The 17,871-nt window shown below is 40.3% G+C and carries 12 protein-coding genes and 1 tRNA gene; 5 read left to right on the top strand and 8 right to left on the bottom strand.

Features of this window, described 5'->3' with window-relative positions:
- Nucleotides 1-12 precede the first annotated feature (12 nt).
- The 3 genes from A9970_RS17380 to A9970_RS17390 form a co-directional block, all read right to left on the bottom strand.
- Nucleotides 13-3,354: a SusC/RagA family TonB-linked outer membrane protein gene (locus tag A9970_RS17380; protein WP_228280331.1), complete on the bottom strand. Its 3,342-nt coding sequence runs from the start codon at nucleotides 3,352-3,354 to the stop codon at nucleotides 13-15.
- Between the two features lie 103 nt (nucleotides 3,355-3,457).
- On the bottom strand, nucleotides 3,458-4,558 hold the full coding sequence (locus tag A9970_RS17385; RefSeq protein ID WP_182983212.1) for a FecR family protein: 1,101 nt from the start codon (nucleotides 4,556-4,558) through the stop codon (nucleotides 3,458-3,460).
- A gap of 191 nt (nucleotides 4,559-4,749) precedes the next feature.
- Complete coding sequence (locus A9970_RS17390; protein ID WP_075991650.1) at nucleotides 4,750-5,307, bottom strand: RNA polymerase sigma factor; 558 nt, start codon at nucleotides 5,305-5,307, stop codon at nucleotides 4,750-4,752.
- A 214-nt stretch (nucleotides 5,308-5,521) separates the two neighbouring features.
- On the opposite strand from A9970_RS17390, the gene A9970_RS17395 reads away from it, so the two are divergent.
- From A9970_RS17395 to A9970_RS17405, 3 genes are all read left to right on the top strand, one after another.
- Complete coding sequence (locus tag A9970_RS17395) at nucleotides 5,522-6,040, top strand: NADPH-dependent FMN reductase (RefSeq protein ID WP_153845032.1); 519 nt, start codon at nucleotides 5,522-5,524, stop codon at nucleotides 6,038-6,040.
- Between the two features lie 82 nt (nucleotides 6,041-6,122).
- Entirely contained in the window at nucleotides 6,123-6,344 is a 222-nt protein-coding gene (locus A9970_RS17400; protein ID WP_120336572.1) for a VF530 family DNA-binding protein, read from the top strand.
- Nucleotides 6,345-6,399: 55 nt separating this feature from the next.
- Complete coding sequence (locus tag A9970_RS17405; RefSeq protein ID WP_153845034.1) at nucleotides 6,400-6,849, top strand: KTSC domain-containing protein; 450 nt, start codon at nucleotides 6,400-6,402, stop codon at nucleotides 6,847-6,849.
- A 128-nt stretch (nucleotides 6,850-6,977) separates the two neighbouring features.
- On the opposite strand, the gene A9970_RS17410 is transcribed toward A9970_RS17405, so the two are convergent.
- The 3 genes from A9970_RS17410 to A9970_RS17420 are packed head-to-tail and all read right to left on the bottom strand — an operon-like array spanning nucleotide 6,978 to nucleotide 10,314.
- A complete protein-coding gene (locus A9970_RS17410; RefSeq protein ID WP_182983213.1) occupies nucleotides 6,978-8,768 on the bottom strand; it encodes a hypothetical protein in 1,791 nt (596 codons plus the stop codon).
- A 47-nt stretch (nucleotides 8,769-8,815) separates the two neighbouring features.
- Nucleotides 8,816-9,784, bottom strand: coding sequence for a FecR family protein (locus tag A9970_RS17415; RefSeq protein WP_182983214.1), 969 nt, complete (start codon nucleotides 9,782-9,784; stop codon nucleotides 8,816-8,818).
- A complete protein-coding gene (locus tag A9970_RS17420; RefSeq protein WP_182983215.1) occupies nucleotides 9,781-10,314 on the bottom strand; it encodes an RNA polymerase sigma-70 factor in 534 nt (177 codons plus the stop codon). Before A9970_RS17420 ends, A9970_RS17415 begins: the two co-directional genes overlap by 4 nt.
- 355 nt (nucleotides 10,315-10,669) lie before the next feature.
- On the opposite strand from A9970_RS17420, the gene A9970_RS17425 reads away from it, so the two are divergent.
- Nucleotides 10,670-11,233: a porin family protein gene (locus A9970_RS17425; protein ID WP_088160652.1), complete on the top strand. Its 564-nt coding sequence runs from the start codon at nucleotides 10,670-10,672 to the stop codon at nucleotides 11,231-11,233.
- A gap of 160 nt (nucleotides 11,234-11,393) precedes the next feature.
- Nucleotides 11,394-11,467: transfer RNA gene (locus A9970_RS17430), tRNA-Pro, on the top strand.
- Nucleotides 11,468-11,513: 46 nt separating this feature from the next.
- On the opposite strand, the gene A9970_RS17435 is transcribed toward A9970_RS17430, so the two are convergent.
- Both A9970_RS17435 and A9970_RS17440 read right to left on the bottom strand, forming a co-directional pair.
- Nucleotides 11,514-14,573: a DUF5107 domain-containing protein gene (locus A9970_RS17435; RefSeq protein WP_182983216.1), complete on the bottom strand. Its 3,060-nt coding sequence runs from the start codon at nucleotides 14,571-14,573 to the stop codon at nucleotides 11,514-11,516.
- A gap of 194 nt (nucleotides 14,574-14,767) precedes the next feature.
- Nucleotides 14,768-17,773: a glycoside hydrolase domain-containing protein gene (locus A9970_RS17440; protein WP_182983217.1), complete on the bottom strand. Its 3,006-nt coding sequence runs from the start codon at nucleotides 17,771-17,773 to the stop codon at nucleotides 14,768-14,770.
- Between the last annotated feature and the right edge of the window lie 98 nt (nucleotides 17,774-17,871).

Below are 17,871 nucleotides of genomic sequence, written 5' to 3' on the forward strand. Positions count from 1 at the left end.
GATTGTTTGCAATTAGAATTTAACACTTAAATTAACACCGTAAGTACGTACTGCTGGTACACCTCCAAGCTCCAGGCCCGGGAAAGTTGCATTATAGCTCGACTCTGGATCTATGTTATTTGTTTTCTTCATGATCGTCCAGAGATTGCGCGCTACAGCACTTACTGTAATCGACTTAACTTTGTTATTAAATAGATTGGATGGGAAAGTATAGCCCATAACGACCTGTCTCAATTTTACAAAATCAGCGCTGTTTACAAATATCTTAGATACATTATTTGCCGTATTGGTATAATAGGTAGAAGCTGTTCTGCCCAAGCTTTCACGATCAGCCACAGTTTCCTGATGTAATCCAAAAATATAACCGTAGTAATCTGTTCCCGAGAAAAGCTTTCCACCCCATTTTCCATCAACCAAGAAAGAAAAATTGAACCTTTTGTAGCTAAACTCATTATTCCAGCCAGCAAACCATTTATTCATTGCCGAACCATAGGACTTTAACTCACCCCGGTCAGGAGAACCATCGGCCAATTTTACGATCTCACCATTACTATCGTATTTATAATCGAAAGCCATGATCTGGAAAGCAGGCATACCAACTTTATTCATTAAGTAACCTACACCCGAACGCGAAGTCGCTACCGTCTGTTCGTCCATTCCCTCAGCCAATGAAATCACTTTATTGTCGTTGTAAGAACCATTCAATGAGGATACCCATTTAAAATCTTCCGTTTTGACAACTGTGGCTGAAATCAATGCTTCAAATCCCTTATTTTGCATTTTACCGGCATTAAGTACGGCACCGGCATAACCGCTAGCAGAAGGCGTTGTGATAAAGGAAATCTCATCTTTCGACTTTTTGTTATACCATGTTAGATCCAAATTTACACGATCATTAAAAAGACGCAACTCCGTTCCGATTTCCAACTCTGTTGCTGTAGAAGCTTTTAAGGAAGAGTTCGGAATATTCACATTGTTAATAACCCCTAAAGGTTGTCCGTTGAGTACTTCACTTCTAAAATTATAGGTTAACAAGGTTTGATAAGGATCTGTTGCCTGTCCTACCTGAGCAAAACCTGCTCTCAACTTTCCAAAGCTCAACCATGATGGTTTTAGATATTCTGAAAAGATAAATGAACCTGAAATTGCGGGATAAACAGAGTTTAATTTATTATCTACTCCAGGTGTAGCTAAGGTAGAAAACCAATCAGAGCGTAAACTACCAGTCAAATAGGCTATATCTTTATAAGCAAATTCTAAGGTACCATAAGTAGACTGTGTCTCCGATTCACTTTCGAGATACGCTACCGACTTATTTTTTGCGTTCAAAATATTATACACACCAAATATCGCGAAGTCGGCACCTAAATTGGTCGTCTGTCTGATTTTAGTATTTCGGTAACTCGCACCAAGATTAGGTGTAAGGCTATAATCTCCGAAAGTGAATGACTTACCGACCAAAACATCGGCATTAATATCTGCAAATTTAGTTTCCTGCTCTGCAATTTTACCATTCTCATAATAGCCGGTTCCAGATGGAACAACATTCTTATAATGATCGGTATAACCATCTCTTCCTGCCCTACCCTGAACAAACAAACCATTACCCATGGTATACTTTGCTGTTACGGAAGCGATCGAACGATCCCGGTTCGTATTATTGATAAACTCATTTGCTGCAAACCAGGGGTTGGTTGCATACACATTACCCGAATTATAGAGGATCTCTTTTCCATTGTCATCTTTCCATGGCTTCAAATCGTTTATATTGATGCTCGTTGGCAAAAACATGACGTTGTAATTGGCATTTCCAGCACCGTCAGAAACCATTGGACGATTTTTGACCTGCTCCAGAATCATATTATAGCGTGCATCGATCGTCAATCCTTTAAGTGGCTCAAAAAGTCCGACCAAATTGAACGACTGTCTTTTCAGTCCCGAATTTGGAACAACTGACCTGTTATTGACATCTGTTCCTGACAGACGAATAGAGCCACCATCAAATGATTTATTTAACGCTAATGTATTAGTCCATGTCGAACCAGTGCGGTAAAACCGATCTAAATTTCCCTTTTGTAATGAATAAGGTCTTGAAGCTCCATCAAATTGTACGACTGGCGTTCCATCTAATTTAGCTCCCCAGCTTGAACCTCCCACTTGGGCTGCGCCTGCTTGGGTCGTTGGCTTCTCACCGTTTGCCCCCTGACCATAGACTGTTTGCCAATTCGTGTTGTCTATAATTTGCTCGGCAACAAGGTTACTATTAAAATCGATCGAATTGCCTTTTCCTGATTTTGTTGTAATAAGGATAACCCCTGCCTTGGCTCTTGAACCATATAATGCAGATGCGGCAGCACCTTTCAGTACTGAAATACTTTCAATATCGTCTGGGTTGATATTGCCGATTGCATCGCCAAGATCGGGTGCATTATCCCATTGGCTCCCTGAGTTTCCTTTGGAATTGGCATTTCCGATACCTACCGGCTTACTTTCCATAGGAATACCATTAATTACGTATAATGGTTGATTTGTCTGGTTCAAACTCGATACCCCGCGGATGGTCACATTGGACGCAGCTCCGGCACCGCCAGAAGTAGAACTGATATCCAACCCGGCCACCTTTCCTACGAGTGAATTCATCACATTATTTTCACGGGCTGTGGTTAGCGATTCACCGGCAACCTGCGTAACAGAATACCCCAATGAGCGCTTCTCTTTCTTCATACCCAATGCCGTCACAACAACCTCATTGAGCATCCGATTATCTTCCAATAAAACAATTTTCAGATCACCCTCTTTGGTTACGGCCACTTCTTGCGAAGTGTAACCCGCAAAAGAAATAATTAAGGTGTTTCCTGTTGCCGCATCGATCATAAAGCGTCCATTGATATCTGTTGCACGTCCCACCGCGGTTCCCTTAACACGTACCGTAGCACCAGCTAAGGGATTGCCTTTATCGTCAGTGACGACACCTGCGACAGCCACCTGCTGCTGTTGACTGACAACCACAAGCCCCTCCTTAGAAACGGAATAAACCAATCCACTTTTATTAAAAAGCTTAGCCAACACATCCAATACCTTGGTATTATTTGCATTGACTGACACCTCTTTATTTAAATTTTCATTCGTCGAATTATAGACAAAGTAGTAATCACTTTGCTCTTCGATCATTTTAAGTACCTTGCTCAGTTTTGTTTTTTGGACATCCAAGGATACTTTTTGTTGGGAAAATACATTTGCCGAAACATTCATAACAGCACACGTAGTCATAATTAAGGCTAGTTTCATCCGGATAATGAATCTAAAATGCACAATATATCCATTGCGCATTTGCAATAAGCAATTTTTAATCATATTTTAGTGTTGGTTAAAATTAATATTAAGCAGCACGCCCCAATGTTGCTGCTTTTGGTTAATCATTTTTTCAATGAAGGATGGTGTTGGTCCACCATCCTTTTTACTTTTCTGATATAGTTATTTTTCTCCCATATACATTAAATTTAAAAGGTTCAACGCTCTGTAAAGCACTCAGTACCTGAGTAATATTCTCCCTACTAAAAGTTGCCGTAAAACGGTATTGTTTTAATTGATCATTTTGGATTTGGATATCCACATCATACCAGCGTTCCAATGTCCGGCGAAGCGATTCAAAATCTTGGTCCACGATTTCTAATCTATTTTCACGCCATGCAATATCTGGTATTTCAGCTGTATTGGATTCTACTGTAGGGATGTTCTCTATGGCAATCTCCTTAATCGGTAATTTGCTCGCTGTTGGTTTATTGGTTTTACGAGCGACTGCTATTTCAGCTTGATTCTTAAAGATCGTGATTTTTTGATTCGGCTTGATGACAACAGAATTTTCACGCTGTCCTTTGCTCGTCATTTCAATCGAACCTTCTACAAGCAGTGCTTCTGCTGTAGGTTCATCGGAATAACTCTTCACATTAAATGTTGTTCCCAGGACCTTGATATCAAAATCAGATGCTTGTACCACAAAAGGTTTATCCTTATTCTTGGCCACCTGAAAATAACCTTCACCCGCAAGCCGCACCACACGCAATTCCTGATTGAAATCTGCCGATAACTCCAGTTTACTCGCAGAGTTTAACGTAACAGTACTTCCGTCACTTAATTCGAAGGTCTTTTTTTCACCATTTTTTGTTTGATACACCTGGCCAATTGCGCTTATTGGTAATGTCGTATCAACTTTGCCCGGTTGAGCATAATACCAAACACCACCCGATACCAAAGCGACAAACACAGCAGCAATGGCTGCCCATTTAGGCCAGTTAAACCGATAGGGCAAGCGATGTTCTACTGGAGCATTCTGCAGATCTGTCTTCAATTTTTCCAATTGCTCATTCACAGGTCTACGGTTGCCAACCAAGAGTTGAAATAGGCGTTTGGCTTTCAGAATCGTCTCCGCTTGTTCTGGATGGTTCAGGCTATATTGTTGCCAGTAGAGAATACAGTTCTTATCTTCTCCCGAACAATACTTTTGAAAGGTATCGTCAATCAAAAAATCTTCTAACTGTTTATAATCTTTTTGGCTCATTCTTTTGGGTATTTACTCTATAGTGCCCGAAAGGAGTTATTTTGCCTAAAGAAAATTTAAAATATTTCACAAAAACCTGAAATTCAGATTATTATTTTTTTAAAGAAAATACAAGGATGGCATTTTACAATAGATTTAAGCGCATTTCTATGCGATTATTGAATCTTCAAAGGGAGAACAACAAATTAAACTTAAATATCTTTCAATTCCTCCCTCAGAATCTTTAAAGCGTCATAAAGCGTATTGTAGGCAGTTTTCACGGACATCTGCGTAGTTTCAGCTATTTTTTCATAGGAATAGCCCTCAAAAAACTTCAGATTCACCAGCTGTTTCTGACGAAAAGACAACTTCTCCAACGCTTCCTTTAAACGGATCTGTATAATTTCATTCGTCTGTACTTTGATAACAAACTCCTCATAAGGCATCTCAACCCAATCATCTTCCGCTTTTACATTTTGAAGGGCGGTATTTATTTTATGTTGTTTCTCCAGTAGACGTAGAATACGTCTTTTTAAAAAAGTAATGAGATAGGACTGTACATTTTCTACCCGATCTAGCTGTTCTCTTTTCTCCCAAATTTTAACAAATACCTGATCGGTTGCTTCACTTGCCAAGTCACTGTCGCCACAGGTGCGTATTCCAAAATTAACAAGCTCTTGATAGAGCGCCGCATATAGATCAAAGAAAGCCGTCTCGTCTCCAGTACGAATACGCTCCCACAATAAGCGGTACCCCATTTTATTTCTCATAATAAAGCATATAATCCGAAAAAAGCTAATATAAGTCCTCAGTTCCAAAAGTATAAACTTAATCGGTAAAAGGAGAAAGAAACGAAAAATTACATTGAAGCGAAGAACAAAGTAAATCGTTTGAATTGAATATTGTAATTTAGTTCCTTCATTAAGAATATAAAAAGTAAAAACAAAGCAGCAGTATACAGCCGTTGACTAGATTTAAACTCACATGAAAACTATTTTTGCCATTGTAGGTAGTGCCCGTGCACATTCATCCAATCATCATATTGTAAGTCACCTCCAACAGGAGATTAATGCCGATATCCATTTCACCCTATTTGACCGCCTTAAAGAACTGCCTCATTTTGATCCTGAAGAGAGCCAGTCCCATCCACCTATTGAAATTATTGCACTCCGTCAGGTAATTCATGATGCTGACATCGTATTGATAAGCAGCCCCGAATATATTTTCAGTGTGCCCAGTGGATTAAAAAATCTACTCGAGTGGTGCGCAGCAACTACGGTTTTCACCGATAAGCCCGTTAGTATCATTACCGCAGCAGCGCAAGGCGAAACAGCACATGTTGAACTACAACGTATCCTGCAGGGACTAGGAGCTCAAATTGACGAAAAAAGAAATCTGCTCATACAAGGAGTCAAAGGAAAGCTGGATGCTACGGGAGCAATTTGGGACGAACAGCTCAATTTAGAACTAGAAAAGCTGGCAACACAACTTAATGAATATTAATACCCATTAAGTTCTGCTCCATTTTCATCCAAACCATAAAAATTAGCGCAATCCATAATTTGAAGATTATTATCTTTACGACATGCAAGAACAAATTAATAATCCATTACACGGAAAAAGGCTCGACACCATCATTGAATATTTAGTGGAGTATTATGGTTGGGAAGAGTTGGGACAACGCATATCCATCCGATGCTTCAATGACAATCCGAGTGTCAAATCTTCCCTAACTTTCTTAAGGAAAACACCTTGGGCTAGAGAGAAGGTTGAACAGCTCTATGTAAAAACCTTGTTGAAGAAATAAGTTTTTTTCATATTTCATAACGAATAATCTGATTATTAAGCATATCTTTGCCGCCATGAAAAAAATTGCCGACTACCGGAAGTTACTTAACGTAGAGAAATCTGTGGATCTTAAAACCCTAAAATCTACCTACCGGACAATCATGAAAGAATGTCATCCAGATAAATTTGTCAATGATGAAGAAGGTCGTTTGGCTGCAGAGCAAAAAAGTGTGGAAATGATTGAAGCCTACCATTTCCTGGTAAGCATCTGTCCGGAAACATTAGAGCAACAGTTACCGATCTACACGGAGACAATTACCAATTCTGGTATTCAGGATATTGACTGGAAAGGACAAATATTGACAGTCACTTTTCACGACGGCAGTCAATATGAATATTTTGGTGTTCAGCGGAATGACTATATTAAATTTGTAAACGCAGATTCTTTAGGTCGATTTGCTCGCAGACACATCTTCCATTCTTATCCTTACCGTAATGTATTAAAGACTGCAACAGTCGCTTAAACACTGTTCTTTCATCCGCTATACAAAGATAAACGCCCTCTATCAGATTGATATAGGGCGTTTACGTAAAATGTTAAATGTTTAAAAGCTATCTATAGAACAACGCTATTGCCAAATAGTTTTTAGTTTTATAATTTTAACATAAGACCTGCCATTCCACCTCCATAAAATGTATTTCGTGTACGGTCTCTCCGCCAAGCTCGCCATACCGTGCTACCACCAGAAATTGTATTTTCATCCCTCTCCGCATAGTTCAGGCTGGGAGCAACAAATATAGACATGCGCTCACTTAGTTTAAACGCCGGAATTACCCGCAGCGACGACTGATGATTATCCAGGCTTTTAAATTTCTCTGTCAGATAATTACGTGTAGCTATTTCCGTACGCAGACTAAACTTGGTCCTATTGATCAATACTGCACCTAAACCTGCTTCAAAGGCATATTTATCCGGTCTGTTGCCATCGAGTGCCCTATTGATCGATAATATACTATAGAGTACCCGACCACCTGAACGAAATTGTAGTCCGAGATAGCTATCCTCATTGACCGCTACTGAAAGACTCTTCTCACCATTTTTAATAAAATTAAGCAGACCAATGGGATAATCACTACTATCAGCAATATTAACGATACCTGCCAATTGAAATCCTTTTACTTTTTTTGCTTTATTGGCGATGCCTGCTACTTGACTTCCAACAGTCGATTCGCTATTGTTAAGTATGCTAGCAAGCTGTGTCGTTCCTGGAGCCTCATTGGCTAAATTTACAACACCAGCGATTTGAACACCTCTAACCGTATCCGCTTTGTTAAAAACACCCGCTACTTGCTGACCTTTCACTTCCCCGGAAACATGGTTTCCCACACCGGCGATCTGTACCCCACTTACATTTCCTCCCACACCATTGAAGACGCCTGCCATTTGCAAACCTTTCATTTCTCCGAACACACGGTTTCCTACACCGGCAAGTTGTACGCCACGCACACTTCCCCCAACGGCATTGAAAACACCGCCCATTTGCAAGCCTTGCATATCATATTGATTAATATTAAATACGCCACCAAGCTCAATACCTTTTACCCCCGCAGTAGATCCACCAATAATGTTTATGGAAAATTTATTCACAATTTGCGATTGTATAAAACCATGTGTACTTAATCCCGGTGTCATCGAAATTTGGTATGGGCTATACAAAAACATCCCGCCTAAATTCATGCTTTGGATCTTTTGGGCAGGAGACAGAAATACCCGTCCCCAAAAAGATCGATAAAGACCATGATCTTCTTCATACCCTTCAAAATAGCCGTATTCACGCTTCTTCTTATCGCCAATTTGCGCTTCTATCGGAAAAATCACCATAACACTGGTGTCCCGAAAAGCCTCCTTACTAACGTTCACTGCAATGAGATTACTTTTTTTCTTTACGTCCAACTCAAAGTAGCCATTTTGGTCCGTCAACGTAGACAATAAAGCACTTCGATCAAAGATACTGGCATTGGAAATCGGATTATTAGTCCGAATATTTTTGATATACCCCGCTATAACAACTTTGTTTTTATTAGGTGTCTTCACTTCAAACTCCACGGACATCCGCTGAGGTGTATATTGAATAATAATATGCCTTCCAAGTTCTTTAAAACTATATTCCTTTCCCAAAATCCGATCCAGATAATCATACAAATTCCCTTTGAAGGCCTTAGTATGAATCACACTGTCTGTCTGTAGGATATTTCCATTAAAGGAGAACAATACATCCTGCTGCTCCTTCAACAAGCGAAAAACTTCGCCTACAGTAGTCTCTGGAAAGGCTGGTATTTGAATCGCTGCAGCGAGCTTTTGCTGTGCCCTTCCCAAATGGAACGAACACAGCATTAAAATTAAGAGATAAAGCTCTACCCTCTTTATAAAAAATAGTATCATGTTGTTTTCTATACAATTTTGTTCTGAAAATATATCTATCTGTTGGCTCACCTCGTCAGATGAATCTCTCTGTCTTTCACATTTACTTTTAATCCAAATGTGCTAGAAATGACTTTCAAAATTTCAGTTAAACTATTTTGTTCGAATTTTGCTGTCAATAATAATTTCTGATCAGCAGGATGGTCAATAATAATCTTATATGCATAAGCTTGATTTAGCAACTCAACAACACGCTGTAATGGGGTATTCTCAAAATCAAACACACGATCCACGTAATATTTATAAAATTGATCCTTGACAGGTTCCTTTCCTACTTTTATTGTATCACTATCCCGGATTGTAATCATTTGTTGTGGTCGCAAAAAGACTTCCTTATTTGCATAACCGACTTTAACCAATCCTGTAGCAACAATAACTTCCGTCGCATCTGATGTTCGGCGCACATTAAAACTGGTGCCCAATACCGTAATTTTGGTTTTACCTGTCTCAATGACAAAGGGATGTTTTTTATCCTTGTGAACCTGGAAAAACACTTCCCCTCTCTTCAATGCCACATTTCTATTTTTATTGGTCCATCTGCTTGAATAAGCCAGTTCCGTATTTTTATTTAAGGTAACTACCGAACCGTCAGGTAGGGAATCTTGTCGTACTTGCTCCATACTCGAAACAAACATTTCCTCACGATGAGATTGATCAAACACATAGAATCCTACTGCACAAAAGACCAAGATACTGGCTGCTAACCACCAGCTCCATTGAATTACAGAAGTCTTTTTTAGGGGGATTACCGCAGCTTCTGCCGCTCTTTTATCTCGCACAATTTTGAAGTCAGCCCAAGCCTTATCCACGTTCACATCAGGAACATCCAGGGGTTTGGGCAAACTATCCCACATTTTTTTCATTTTTATGTACTCCTCCTTATTGTTAGCGTCTTCTTCTAACCAACCTTGTATCATGATATTCTCTACTTCATTGGTCTCACCAATGATATATCTTTCTAACAGTTCCTTATTCATAGCGTATAGATAAGAAAGCAAATAATCAATGTTAAATAATCCATAAGTTCGACACGCAAATGCTTCAGTGCCTTGCTCATATGTCCCTCAACAGTTTTTATCGACAGATCCAGGGTTACTGCGATATCCTTATATTTCATTTCCTGAAAACGGCTTAACTCAAAGACCGTCCGGCTTTTTTCAGGTAATTCCGCCAATGCCACCTGTAGCTTTTCGTCCAAATCCCGCGTACTTTCATCAACCGCAGGTACAAAATCCTGTCTATGCTGTTCGTGGGATTGATATTTTAGCTTGCGTTGCTCTTTTTTCAGCACATTCATACTTTCATTATAAATAGCCCGATATAAATACGCTTTTAATGAAGTATGTATCTGCTCCTCCCAATCGCGTTCCCAAAGCCGCAAAAACACCTGTTGCACAACCTCTTCCGCCACATCACTATCGCCTAGATACCGGTAGGCATAACGATGTAACTCTTTGTAGTGCGCCCGAAATAGCTGCTCAAAATTCTTCTCTTTATTTTCCGACATTGATCAATTCTATTGTTTAAATAATCCGCTCTATTAGTAAGACACCCCAATAGACTATTACCCTTACAAATTTTTCACTTTTTTTAATTTCAACTTCAATACATGCACCATATGATTTCAAATCCCTTATTTATCCCTATTCGTATTTCTTTTCATATAGATGCTATGGTGAGTACGGTACATCCTCCCATCTGTCAAATGATATTTACCCAAGAAACTTTATAAAAAGGCGTCTGTGACGACTAAAGGTAAGCCATCTATTTTATAAAATATTTTTTTTTCTAAGGGTATACGGATTTTCCATTGTCATAAAGGAAAGAACAACATACAATTGATCACAAAAAATAATTTGACAATGAAAACAACATTCAAAGTAGCCCTGTTGGGATTGACATTATTAGGAATTGCAGGTACTACACAAGCGCAAGATATCACTTATGGTTTACAGGTCGGAAGCAACTATCATATGAGTTCCTTTGGTAACAAGTCTGTCAAAGATAATAATGGCAAAGTCGGCGTATCTGTAGCAGGATTTGCCCGTATAGGAGATCGCGTTTTCTTCCAGCCTGGAATCGGTGCCAGTCTGTTGCGTAAAGAATATACCTTCGAAAATGTGCAGAAAACACCTAAATTCTATCAAATAAATCTACCATTACAGGTCGGCTATAAATTTTTGGAAAATGGCGACTTCAACCTCCGTGGGCTATTGGGGCCGCAGTTAAACTATGATGTAAAAACAGTGAAGTCCAGCGCAAATACCGATTATAAGAAATTTTCATTCGATGGCAGAGTGGGGATCGGTGTAGATATCAGTCACCTTACATTAGATGCTTATTACAGCCATGGTTTTACGAGTATCGACAAAACCTTAGATGCAAAAAATAAAACTATCGGCATTATGGTCGGTTATAAGTTCTAATCAGCATCTATTAGCGAAGAAAAACGCCATTCTAAATCAAATGGCGTTTTTTCGTATTTACATTTTATTTTTTGTCAATAATTATTATTTTAGCCCTACCAAAAAATTATTCCAGCTAATCGTCCTATTTAAATACGACTTTCGATCAAATTGGAATAAACGGGATGTAGCGTAGCCCGGTATCGCGCCAGCATGGGGTGCTGGAGGTCGTCGGTTCAAATCCGGCCATCCCGACTTTTTTCCTTTATGATTAACGTCTGTTTCATTCTCCCTTCTGTCATCAGAATAAACGTTGATCCTGTTCAAAATAGATTTTTCGGATCAATACCGGCCAATAACTTGCAAGGGTTCCTTCTTTAATCTGCTTGAGAAGATCATGATCCGAAGGAATAATTCCTTTTAAATCATCCTTCTTCGCGGCAGATCCTTCCCCTTTCGACAGCTTTAATTGTTCTTCTGCAAGTTCACGAAGCATCAGTTCATACCTGTTTTTTGAAGGTTTACTCTGGGCAATTTTTTTCAAAAGATCTGGATTTCCCTGATTATTCCCTTGCTGCAAATGCAGTTCAAGCCAGTCGGCCAATATTTCATTTTTTTCATCGGCATAAGGCTCACCAACGCCCAAATTCATAGGCCATAATCTCGATTCCGCAATTTTCAATTTTGCCTCTTTATATTTCTTTTCAAGGATAAATTGGTAGGCCAACATTAATTTGGTCTGTACATAATACCGATGGCCTTCAGTTGCGCCTTCAAATGGAAGTATCGTCACCTCTTCCAATTCTTTCTCAGCCCGCATGTATTCTTTCCCCAATAACAATGTACGTACCTGTGTCAAGGTTAGTATATAATTCTTCGGAAATTTGCGATGATATGCTGTACTCACCTTAAGCGCTTCTTTATAAGACTGACTATTGTTTAGGAGCTCCACCAAATGTAGCCCATATCGCCATTCTTGTGGTTCCATCAAGGTTGCCTGCTGCATCATCTGTACCGCCAAATCTATGCGGCTCGTATCTTGCAAACTTGATTTCAGTGCATAATAGGCCGCAAAATCTGTTGGCTCCTGCGCTACTGCCGACAAAATCTCTCTTGCTTTTTGGGGTTGATTCCTGAAACGATACAATAGTGCAGTCAGATAATCGATAGTCCAACTTTTACTGTTCTCTTTTGCCCATTGGAATACCTGATTACTTTCTTCTCGAAATGGGAAGACAAAAGCGGGCTTACTTTGCGTTGCCCGATTTAACCATTCCTGACTGATCGACTTATTCGATCGCGTCAGCCAAGCTAGCCAAATTAAAGCTTCCGTATTCTTCTGTCCCGAGCGGAGTAGATCGGTGGCAGATTCAGATTCTCCAAGATCAGCATACCATATCGCCAGTTCCATCAGCTTTTCAGCGGCAAACTCTTGCCTGGATGAAAATGTCTTCTTTTCCTCAAATTGGAGAAAAGCATTAAACGGATCATATTGGAGAATTGTCTGATGGGAAAGACGATCTGTTACAGCTCCTTTTTTGTGCTGAACCAACACGTCCATCTGCAAGGCATCTATATTTAGCGGATTGGCAACCACAGCTTTTGCGATATAATCTCCTGCACGTTCATATTGTTTAATCCGATAGTAATATTTGGCCATTTGCACAAAGGAAGCACTTCGCCAAGTTGGATTTAATGAAGCGACTTCAAAACCATCTAAAGCATCGTTATCTTTTTTTAGCTTAATTGCTGCCAAACCATAGTAATAATTTGCCTGTGCATCATAAGTATCCATAGACAATGCTTGCCGGGCATAGGCATAACATTGCTCATATTCCATTTTAAACCAGGCCAGTTTGGCCATTTCAAGGTAGGTCTGCGAAGTAGCGCCATGCTGGATCAGTTCCTTTAATTTTACTTCCGCAAGCGTATATTGCCTAAAACGAATGAGATCACGTATCTCCAATAATTTGGTCTGCCCCGTATCTAAGCTTACTTCCGCTGAAATTACAGTGGGTCTATTCAGTTTTGACCAAGATGTATCCGTTCTGAGATTAAAATAATCCTGTCCCAATTTCAGATAGCGAGGTCTTGAGTCGGTTGCTACAACCAAGGATAATCTGGTAGGTTCGCCCAATTGGGCTTCAATAAAACTTCGATTTAATACAGTACCTATGCTATCAAGCACATATATACTATCTTTTAAAGGTCGCTTTGGATCAAGATCCAATAATAGCGTATTGTTCTCACGTTTTATCTGAATTGCTGCTGACAGTTGTATCTCCTTCGGTTTTCCTATCCCTGAAAATGGCATCCAGTATTCCGTCCAACTGTCACTTTGATAAGGCGCAAAACCAAGCTGTTTAAAGGGGGTCTGGCTGCTGGAAGGAACATTTTGATTGAACAGACGTCCACTTTGGATTTCCACATATTGCCCACTCTGATCAGTCAGTAAATTTTCCCAGATCTTGCCATCTCCAGCCTGCGACCAAAGAAATATCTTTTTCCCTAATTTATCTTCACGGAGGGCATAACGGGCCATTCCATAATTATGATCTGTATAGTAAACCCCGAAAGCATTGCTATGCGCGCCCAATACATGATATGATTTAGAACTACCAAAAGCATTCTCGCTATAGTTAGAAAGATCCCGTCCCTGGCTATCGATAGGCCAGGCATGCGCATCGCCATCATGACCGATATATTGATTTCCGGGATACAAAAACTTCAGATCTTGTCCCGCAGCAACACCCAGATTCATCCAGGTATAATAAGGTTGTTCAACCGCATTGGCATTATACCAAAAGGAGCGTGTAGAAAAATAACCTTTGTCTTTTTCTAATCGGATCTCCAAGGTCCAGTTACTACGGCTCAGCATATCATAAGCGTGGATAAAGCAACTTACGCTTCCATCCGCATTTTCCTGCGTAAGGTAATCCACCGGTGTAGAAGTATTGGGCGTGTGTCCAATAATACCATAATTAGCTTCGATACCACCACTCGTCCATGGTCCCCGCATGGCAATATCCCTAAATTTCACAACGCCATTGTTGTAAATATAGTCCCGCTTATTGACCTTATCATAGGCCGACCAAATTTTCCCACCGATCTCTGGCATCACCTGTACCCGAATATAATCGTTTTCCAGGATAACGGTTTTCCAGTCCTTTTCAATAGCCGTATTTGTAAAACCGTCAAAGCGGAAATAAGGATACAACTTTTGAGCTGAAGCTATGGGATCCGGATCCGTAAAGGGATAGGTTACATAACGTTTCTTAACCTCAGAAACCTTTGCCGGATGCTGTGCAAAAACTCCTAGCACACAGCTGCCCATTGCCCATAACATAATCCACTTTTTCATTGGCGTTTTAATTTAAAAATTTCACAATTTTAATGGCATTCCCCAAATCGTTGATTTGTCCGATGTGATTAAATCCGTCATGTAAGCCATTACTTCACCGAATTTCAAAATAAATTAATCTATCATAGGTTATTTGCATCTTTACATCAACAAAAAGCCTATGATAAATTGCACCTTGTAGTGCTATCGTACTGCTATTCAATAATCAACAAAAGTCCTTTATTCTTTTCTACCGGAATCGCATCGCCCAATTTATACTGCGCTCCCTTTTGAAAATTAGGGATTAATGGTGCGGATAATTTTGCCTTTCCAGAATCAATCCCCAATTTTTCCCAGTCAATGGCCAATTTTACATCCACATCACCATCCGCCCAGCTAGCGATAGCTACCATCGCCTTGCCCGCACGGCTATAAACAGTTGTAAGAACCTTATCATGATCGGTTTTAACAGGAATATTTGGCGACCAATAACCTATCATTTTACTCCCTTTGATACCAAATTGATCCCACGCTCTCCATAGATCAGCAGGTGTCAATTTTTGGTAAGGCATCCTATTAGTCATGCCATAGAGCATACCCCGCCAAGGATTTCCACCATCCTGTAGCATTTCACCCATTAAACCAAACGGAATGCCGCTCACCTCGGTAAGGAAAAAATCAGGTTGGTTATTCTCGTAGTCAAAGTATTCACCAAACCATAATCTATTGATGTACGGAAAATGCTCCAGATACAGATTCGCGCTATTATTGAATCCATCACTTTTATTATATTGATTTGCCGAATGCAAATCGATCAGACCAGGTTTGCCATTTTTTGTCAGTACACGTTTTATTCTTTTCATGGTTACCCGATCAAAGGCAACATCATCCAAATAAATCCCATCGATACCGATATGATCTACCAGCCAATTCATGCCTTCGACGTAATAATTGTGCCATCTATTCATTCCGCTATTGATAATAGCCGCGTCTTTAAATTGGGGAACATACCATGCAGCGATATAATTTTTACCCACATGCTCCTGCAACCAGGAATATCCGCCTCCTTTTCCAGGTGAAAACACCTCAGTGCCCAGGCTACGCAATGGATAGAGCTCATAAACCCGATTTGAAACCTCACGAACGGTATTGTAGATCTTGACCTTTAACCCCTTATCATGTGCCTGATCGATATATTGCTTCATTTCTTTTGTCGCAATAAACGGATAATTGATATATGGATTTATTTCATTTCCATGATGGATATTGATGACATTAGATCCACTTGCAACAACAGAATCAACGGGTTTATAGGCATGGTAATACCGTTCATTCCATTGCGCTTCCGTATTGATCGGGTGAAAAGGGGTAATTAGCAGGTTAAAATTGTAATAAAGCACATCGCCTTTTTTGAGTTCACGGGCTCCGCTGTAACTATTGACCAAAACCGATTTTCCTTTCAGGCCAATATCAATTCCCCCTTTATTTTCATTACCCCAGGACTGTGGCAGCACAAGCGGCTTTTGAAGATAAAAATTCGTATTGAGTGGCCGAGAATAATGCTCGTCACGGAGTGAAAACTGGAGTCCGGCATCTACAGCACCTATCCAACCACCATCCTGATTTTTATGGGCTACATCCCATTTCCAGGTAAGCTGTTCGGGCCTCTTTCCTCCCTTTTGCCCGAGTCCCATAAAATAATCCGTCTTATCGGGCATCATCGGGATATGCATCGTGGCATCTTTTAATGACAGGTCCTTTAGCGCCGTCAGCTTGACCACATAATGCATATAACCATCAAATTCCAATTTACCCTCTACTTCCATTGTCAGATCGGAAGACTCATTTTTGGCCGTCCAACTATATTCACCGTCACTTTTGGTTTCAAATCGGATCCCGCTTGGTTTAAGTTGAATTTCCTTTCCGTCTGAAGCACTATAAAAATGAAAATGAAGCGGTTCGAATAAGAGGTTATTCGCCTTGGACGATATTTCAGTCAATTCGGGCGTAAAAAACGTGCTGATCTGTTTTGGAAAACCACTCGCATGGAGTTTCACCTCGCGGCCTAAAATATGTAAGGTAGAGTCCGCTTTTAATTCAATAGCTGTATAAGGCGCAACCACTGTATTTTTTTGAGCCAATGTCGAATTGAGCCATGGTAGTCGCGTCATTTTCCATGGTTGATCAACACCGGATATATCACCTGAAGCATCTGAAACCCTTATTTCCACATTGACCTGTTTCGCTACTGCATTTTTTGGCTTTACGGTAACCACGCCATGGTAAGTTCCGCTTGCAGTGACCTCCGGAATCTGTATACCACACCACAGAGCCTGAACCTTATCTTTTGGTATATCAACCTGGAGTGCCATTGCTTTTCCGGTATAATCCGTACCTTGGGTATTGATACAATTCAGGCTATTCGCGGGAATAATAGCCCCATCACTTGCTTTAAAATCCGAGAAAGAAATTTGAATTTCATGGAGGTCCTGCTTTGGAGACCATACCCCGAGTTGAAATGCATAAAATTCACCTTTCTGCCCTGTGCCCTGCAACTTATTCATGGCTTTACCTTTCATAAGCCAGCGTTGCGGAAGATTGCTTTCCATTTTAATCGGAAACTCTCGCAATTCAGGAAAAAGATAATAAGCGGCATTCGCATTTCTGTTCACAAAGCCTCGCACTTCTTCGGCACTCGCGATCAGTTCCATCGGATCATTACTATTGTATTTATCTACGGCATCAAAGCGTGCAACAGTAACTCCTTTTGAGTTTCCTGCCGCATGCTGTGCAACTTTCGCTGGTGCTGAAACGGCATTTTTAAGATAAATTGCATCCGGATAATTGCGGCTGCGGCCACCCATCTGATACGGTAAATAATAGACATAGTAAACGCCCTTTCCGGAAATCGGCTTAAACCGTAGTCCACCAGATTCCGTATTCATCCAAAGATAAGAGCTGGGTGCGATTTGCTTATTGCTGGCACTGTCGACGATAATAACTTGCTGATTTGCCTCAACCCAGCGATTTCGCCACGGAATAGTAACCTGCACCTCCTTTTGATCCGTGTTTACCTGCAGCACTGCTCGATGATTACCCAGCTGGTCCGCATCCCACTTTTGTGTTTCCGGAGGATAGGTCAATTGCGCCCGGGCCGAGTTTGCGCATAAGGATACGGCAAGGATAATTGCTAGCTTATAAGAGGCTGTTCTTTTTTTCATGCGAATAGTATTTATTCAAAATATTTTTGTCTTTACCAAGCTTTTCCATAAGCCTGATACGATTTACAAGCTGCACTGCTTCCCCAATATGAGTCCGT

Origin of the sequence: Sphingobacterium sp. UME9 (assembly GCF_014170215.1) — a bacterium.
GTDB lineage: Bacteria > Bacteroidota > Bacteroidia > Sphingobacteriales > Sphingobacteriaceae > Sphingobacterium > Sphingobacterium paramultivorum.

What these genes read in the sequence shown, in the direction of transcription:
- A9970_RS17425 (WP_088160652.1), top strand. Translation starts at nt 10,670, where the DNA reads ATGAAAACAACATTCAAAGTAGCCCTGTTGGGATTGACATTATTAGGA.
- A9970_RS17390 (WP_075991650.1), bottom strand. Translation starts at nt 5,307, where the DNA reads ATGAGAAATAAAATGGGGTACCGCTTATTGTGGGAGCGTATTCGTACT.
- A9970_RS17405 (WP_153845034.1), top strand. Translation starts at nt 6,400, where the DNA reads ATGAAAAAAATTGCCGACTACCGGAAGTTACTTAACGTAGAGAAATCT.
- A9970_RS17435 (WP_182983216.1), bottom strand. Translation starts at nt 14,573, where the DNA reads ATGAAAAAGTGGATTATGTTATGGGCAATGGGCAGCTGTGTGCTAGGA.
- A9970_RS17440 (WP_182983217.1), bottom strand. Translation starts at nt 17,773, where the DNA reads ATGAAAAAAAGAACAGCCTCTTATAAGCTAGCAATTATCCTTGCCGTA.
- A9970_RS17410 (WP_182983213.1), bottom strand. Translation starts at nt 8,768, where the DNA reads ATGATACTATTTTTTATAAAGAGGGTAGAGCTTTATCTCTTAATTTTA.
- A9970_RS17420 (WP_182983215.1), bottom strand. Translation starts at nt 10,314, where the DNA reads ATGTCGGAAAATAAAGAGAAGAATTTTGAGCAGCTATTTCGGGCGCAC.
- A9970_RS17395 (WP_153845032.1), top strand. Translation starts at nt 5,522, where the DNA reads ATGAAAACTATTTTTGCCATTGTAGGTAGTGCCCGTGCACATTCATCC.
- A9970_RS17385 (WP_182983212.1), bottom strand. Translation starts at nt 4,558, where the DNA reads ATGAGCCAAAAAGATTATAAACAGTTAGAAGATTTTTTGATTGACGAT.
- A9970_RS17415 (WP_182983214.1), bottom strand. Translation starts at nt 9,784, where the DNA reads ATGAATAAGGAACTGTTAGAAAGATATATCATTGGTGAGACCAATGAA.
- A9970_RS17380 (WP_228280331.1), bottom strand. Translation starts at nt 3,354, where the DNA reads ATGATTAAAAATTGCTTATTGCAAATGCGCAATGGATATATTGTGCAT.
- A9970_RS17400 (WP_120336572.1), top strand. Translation starts at nt 6,123, where the DNA reads ATGCAAGAACAAATTAATAATCCATTACACGGAAAAAGGCTCGACACC.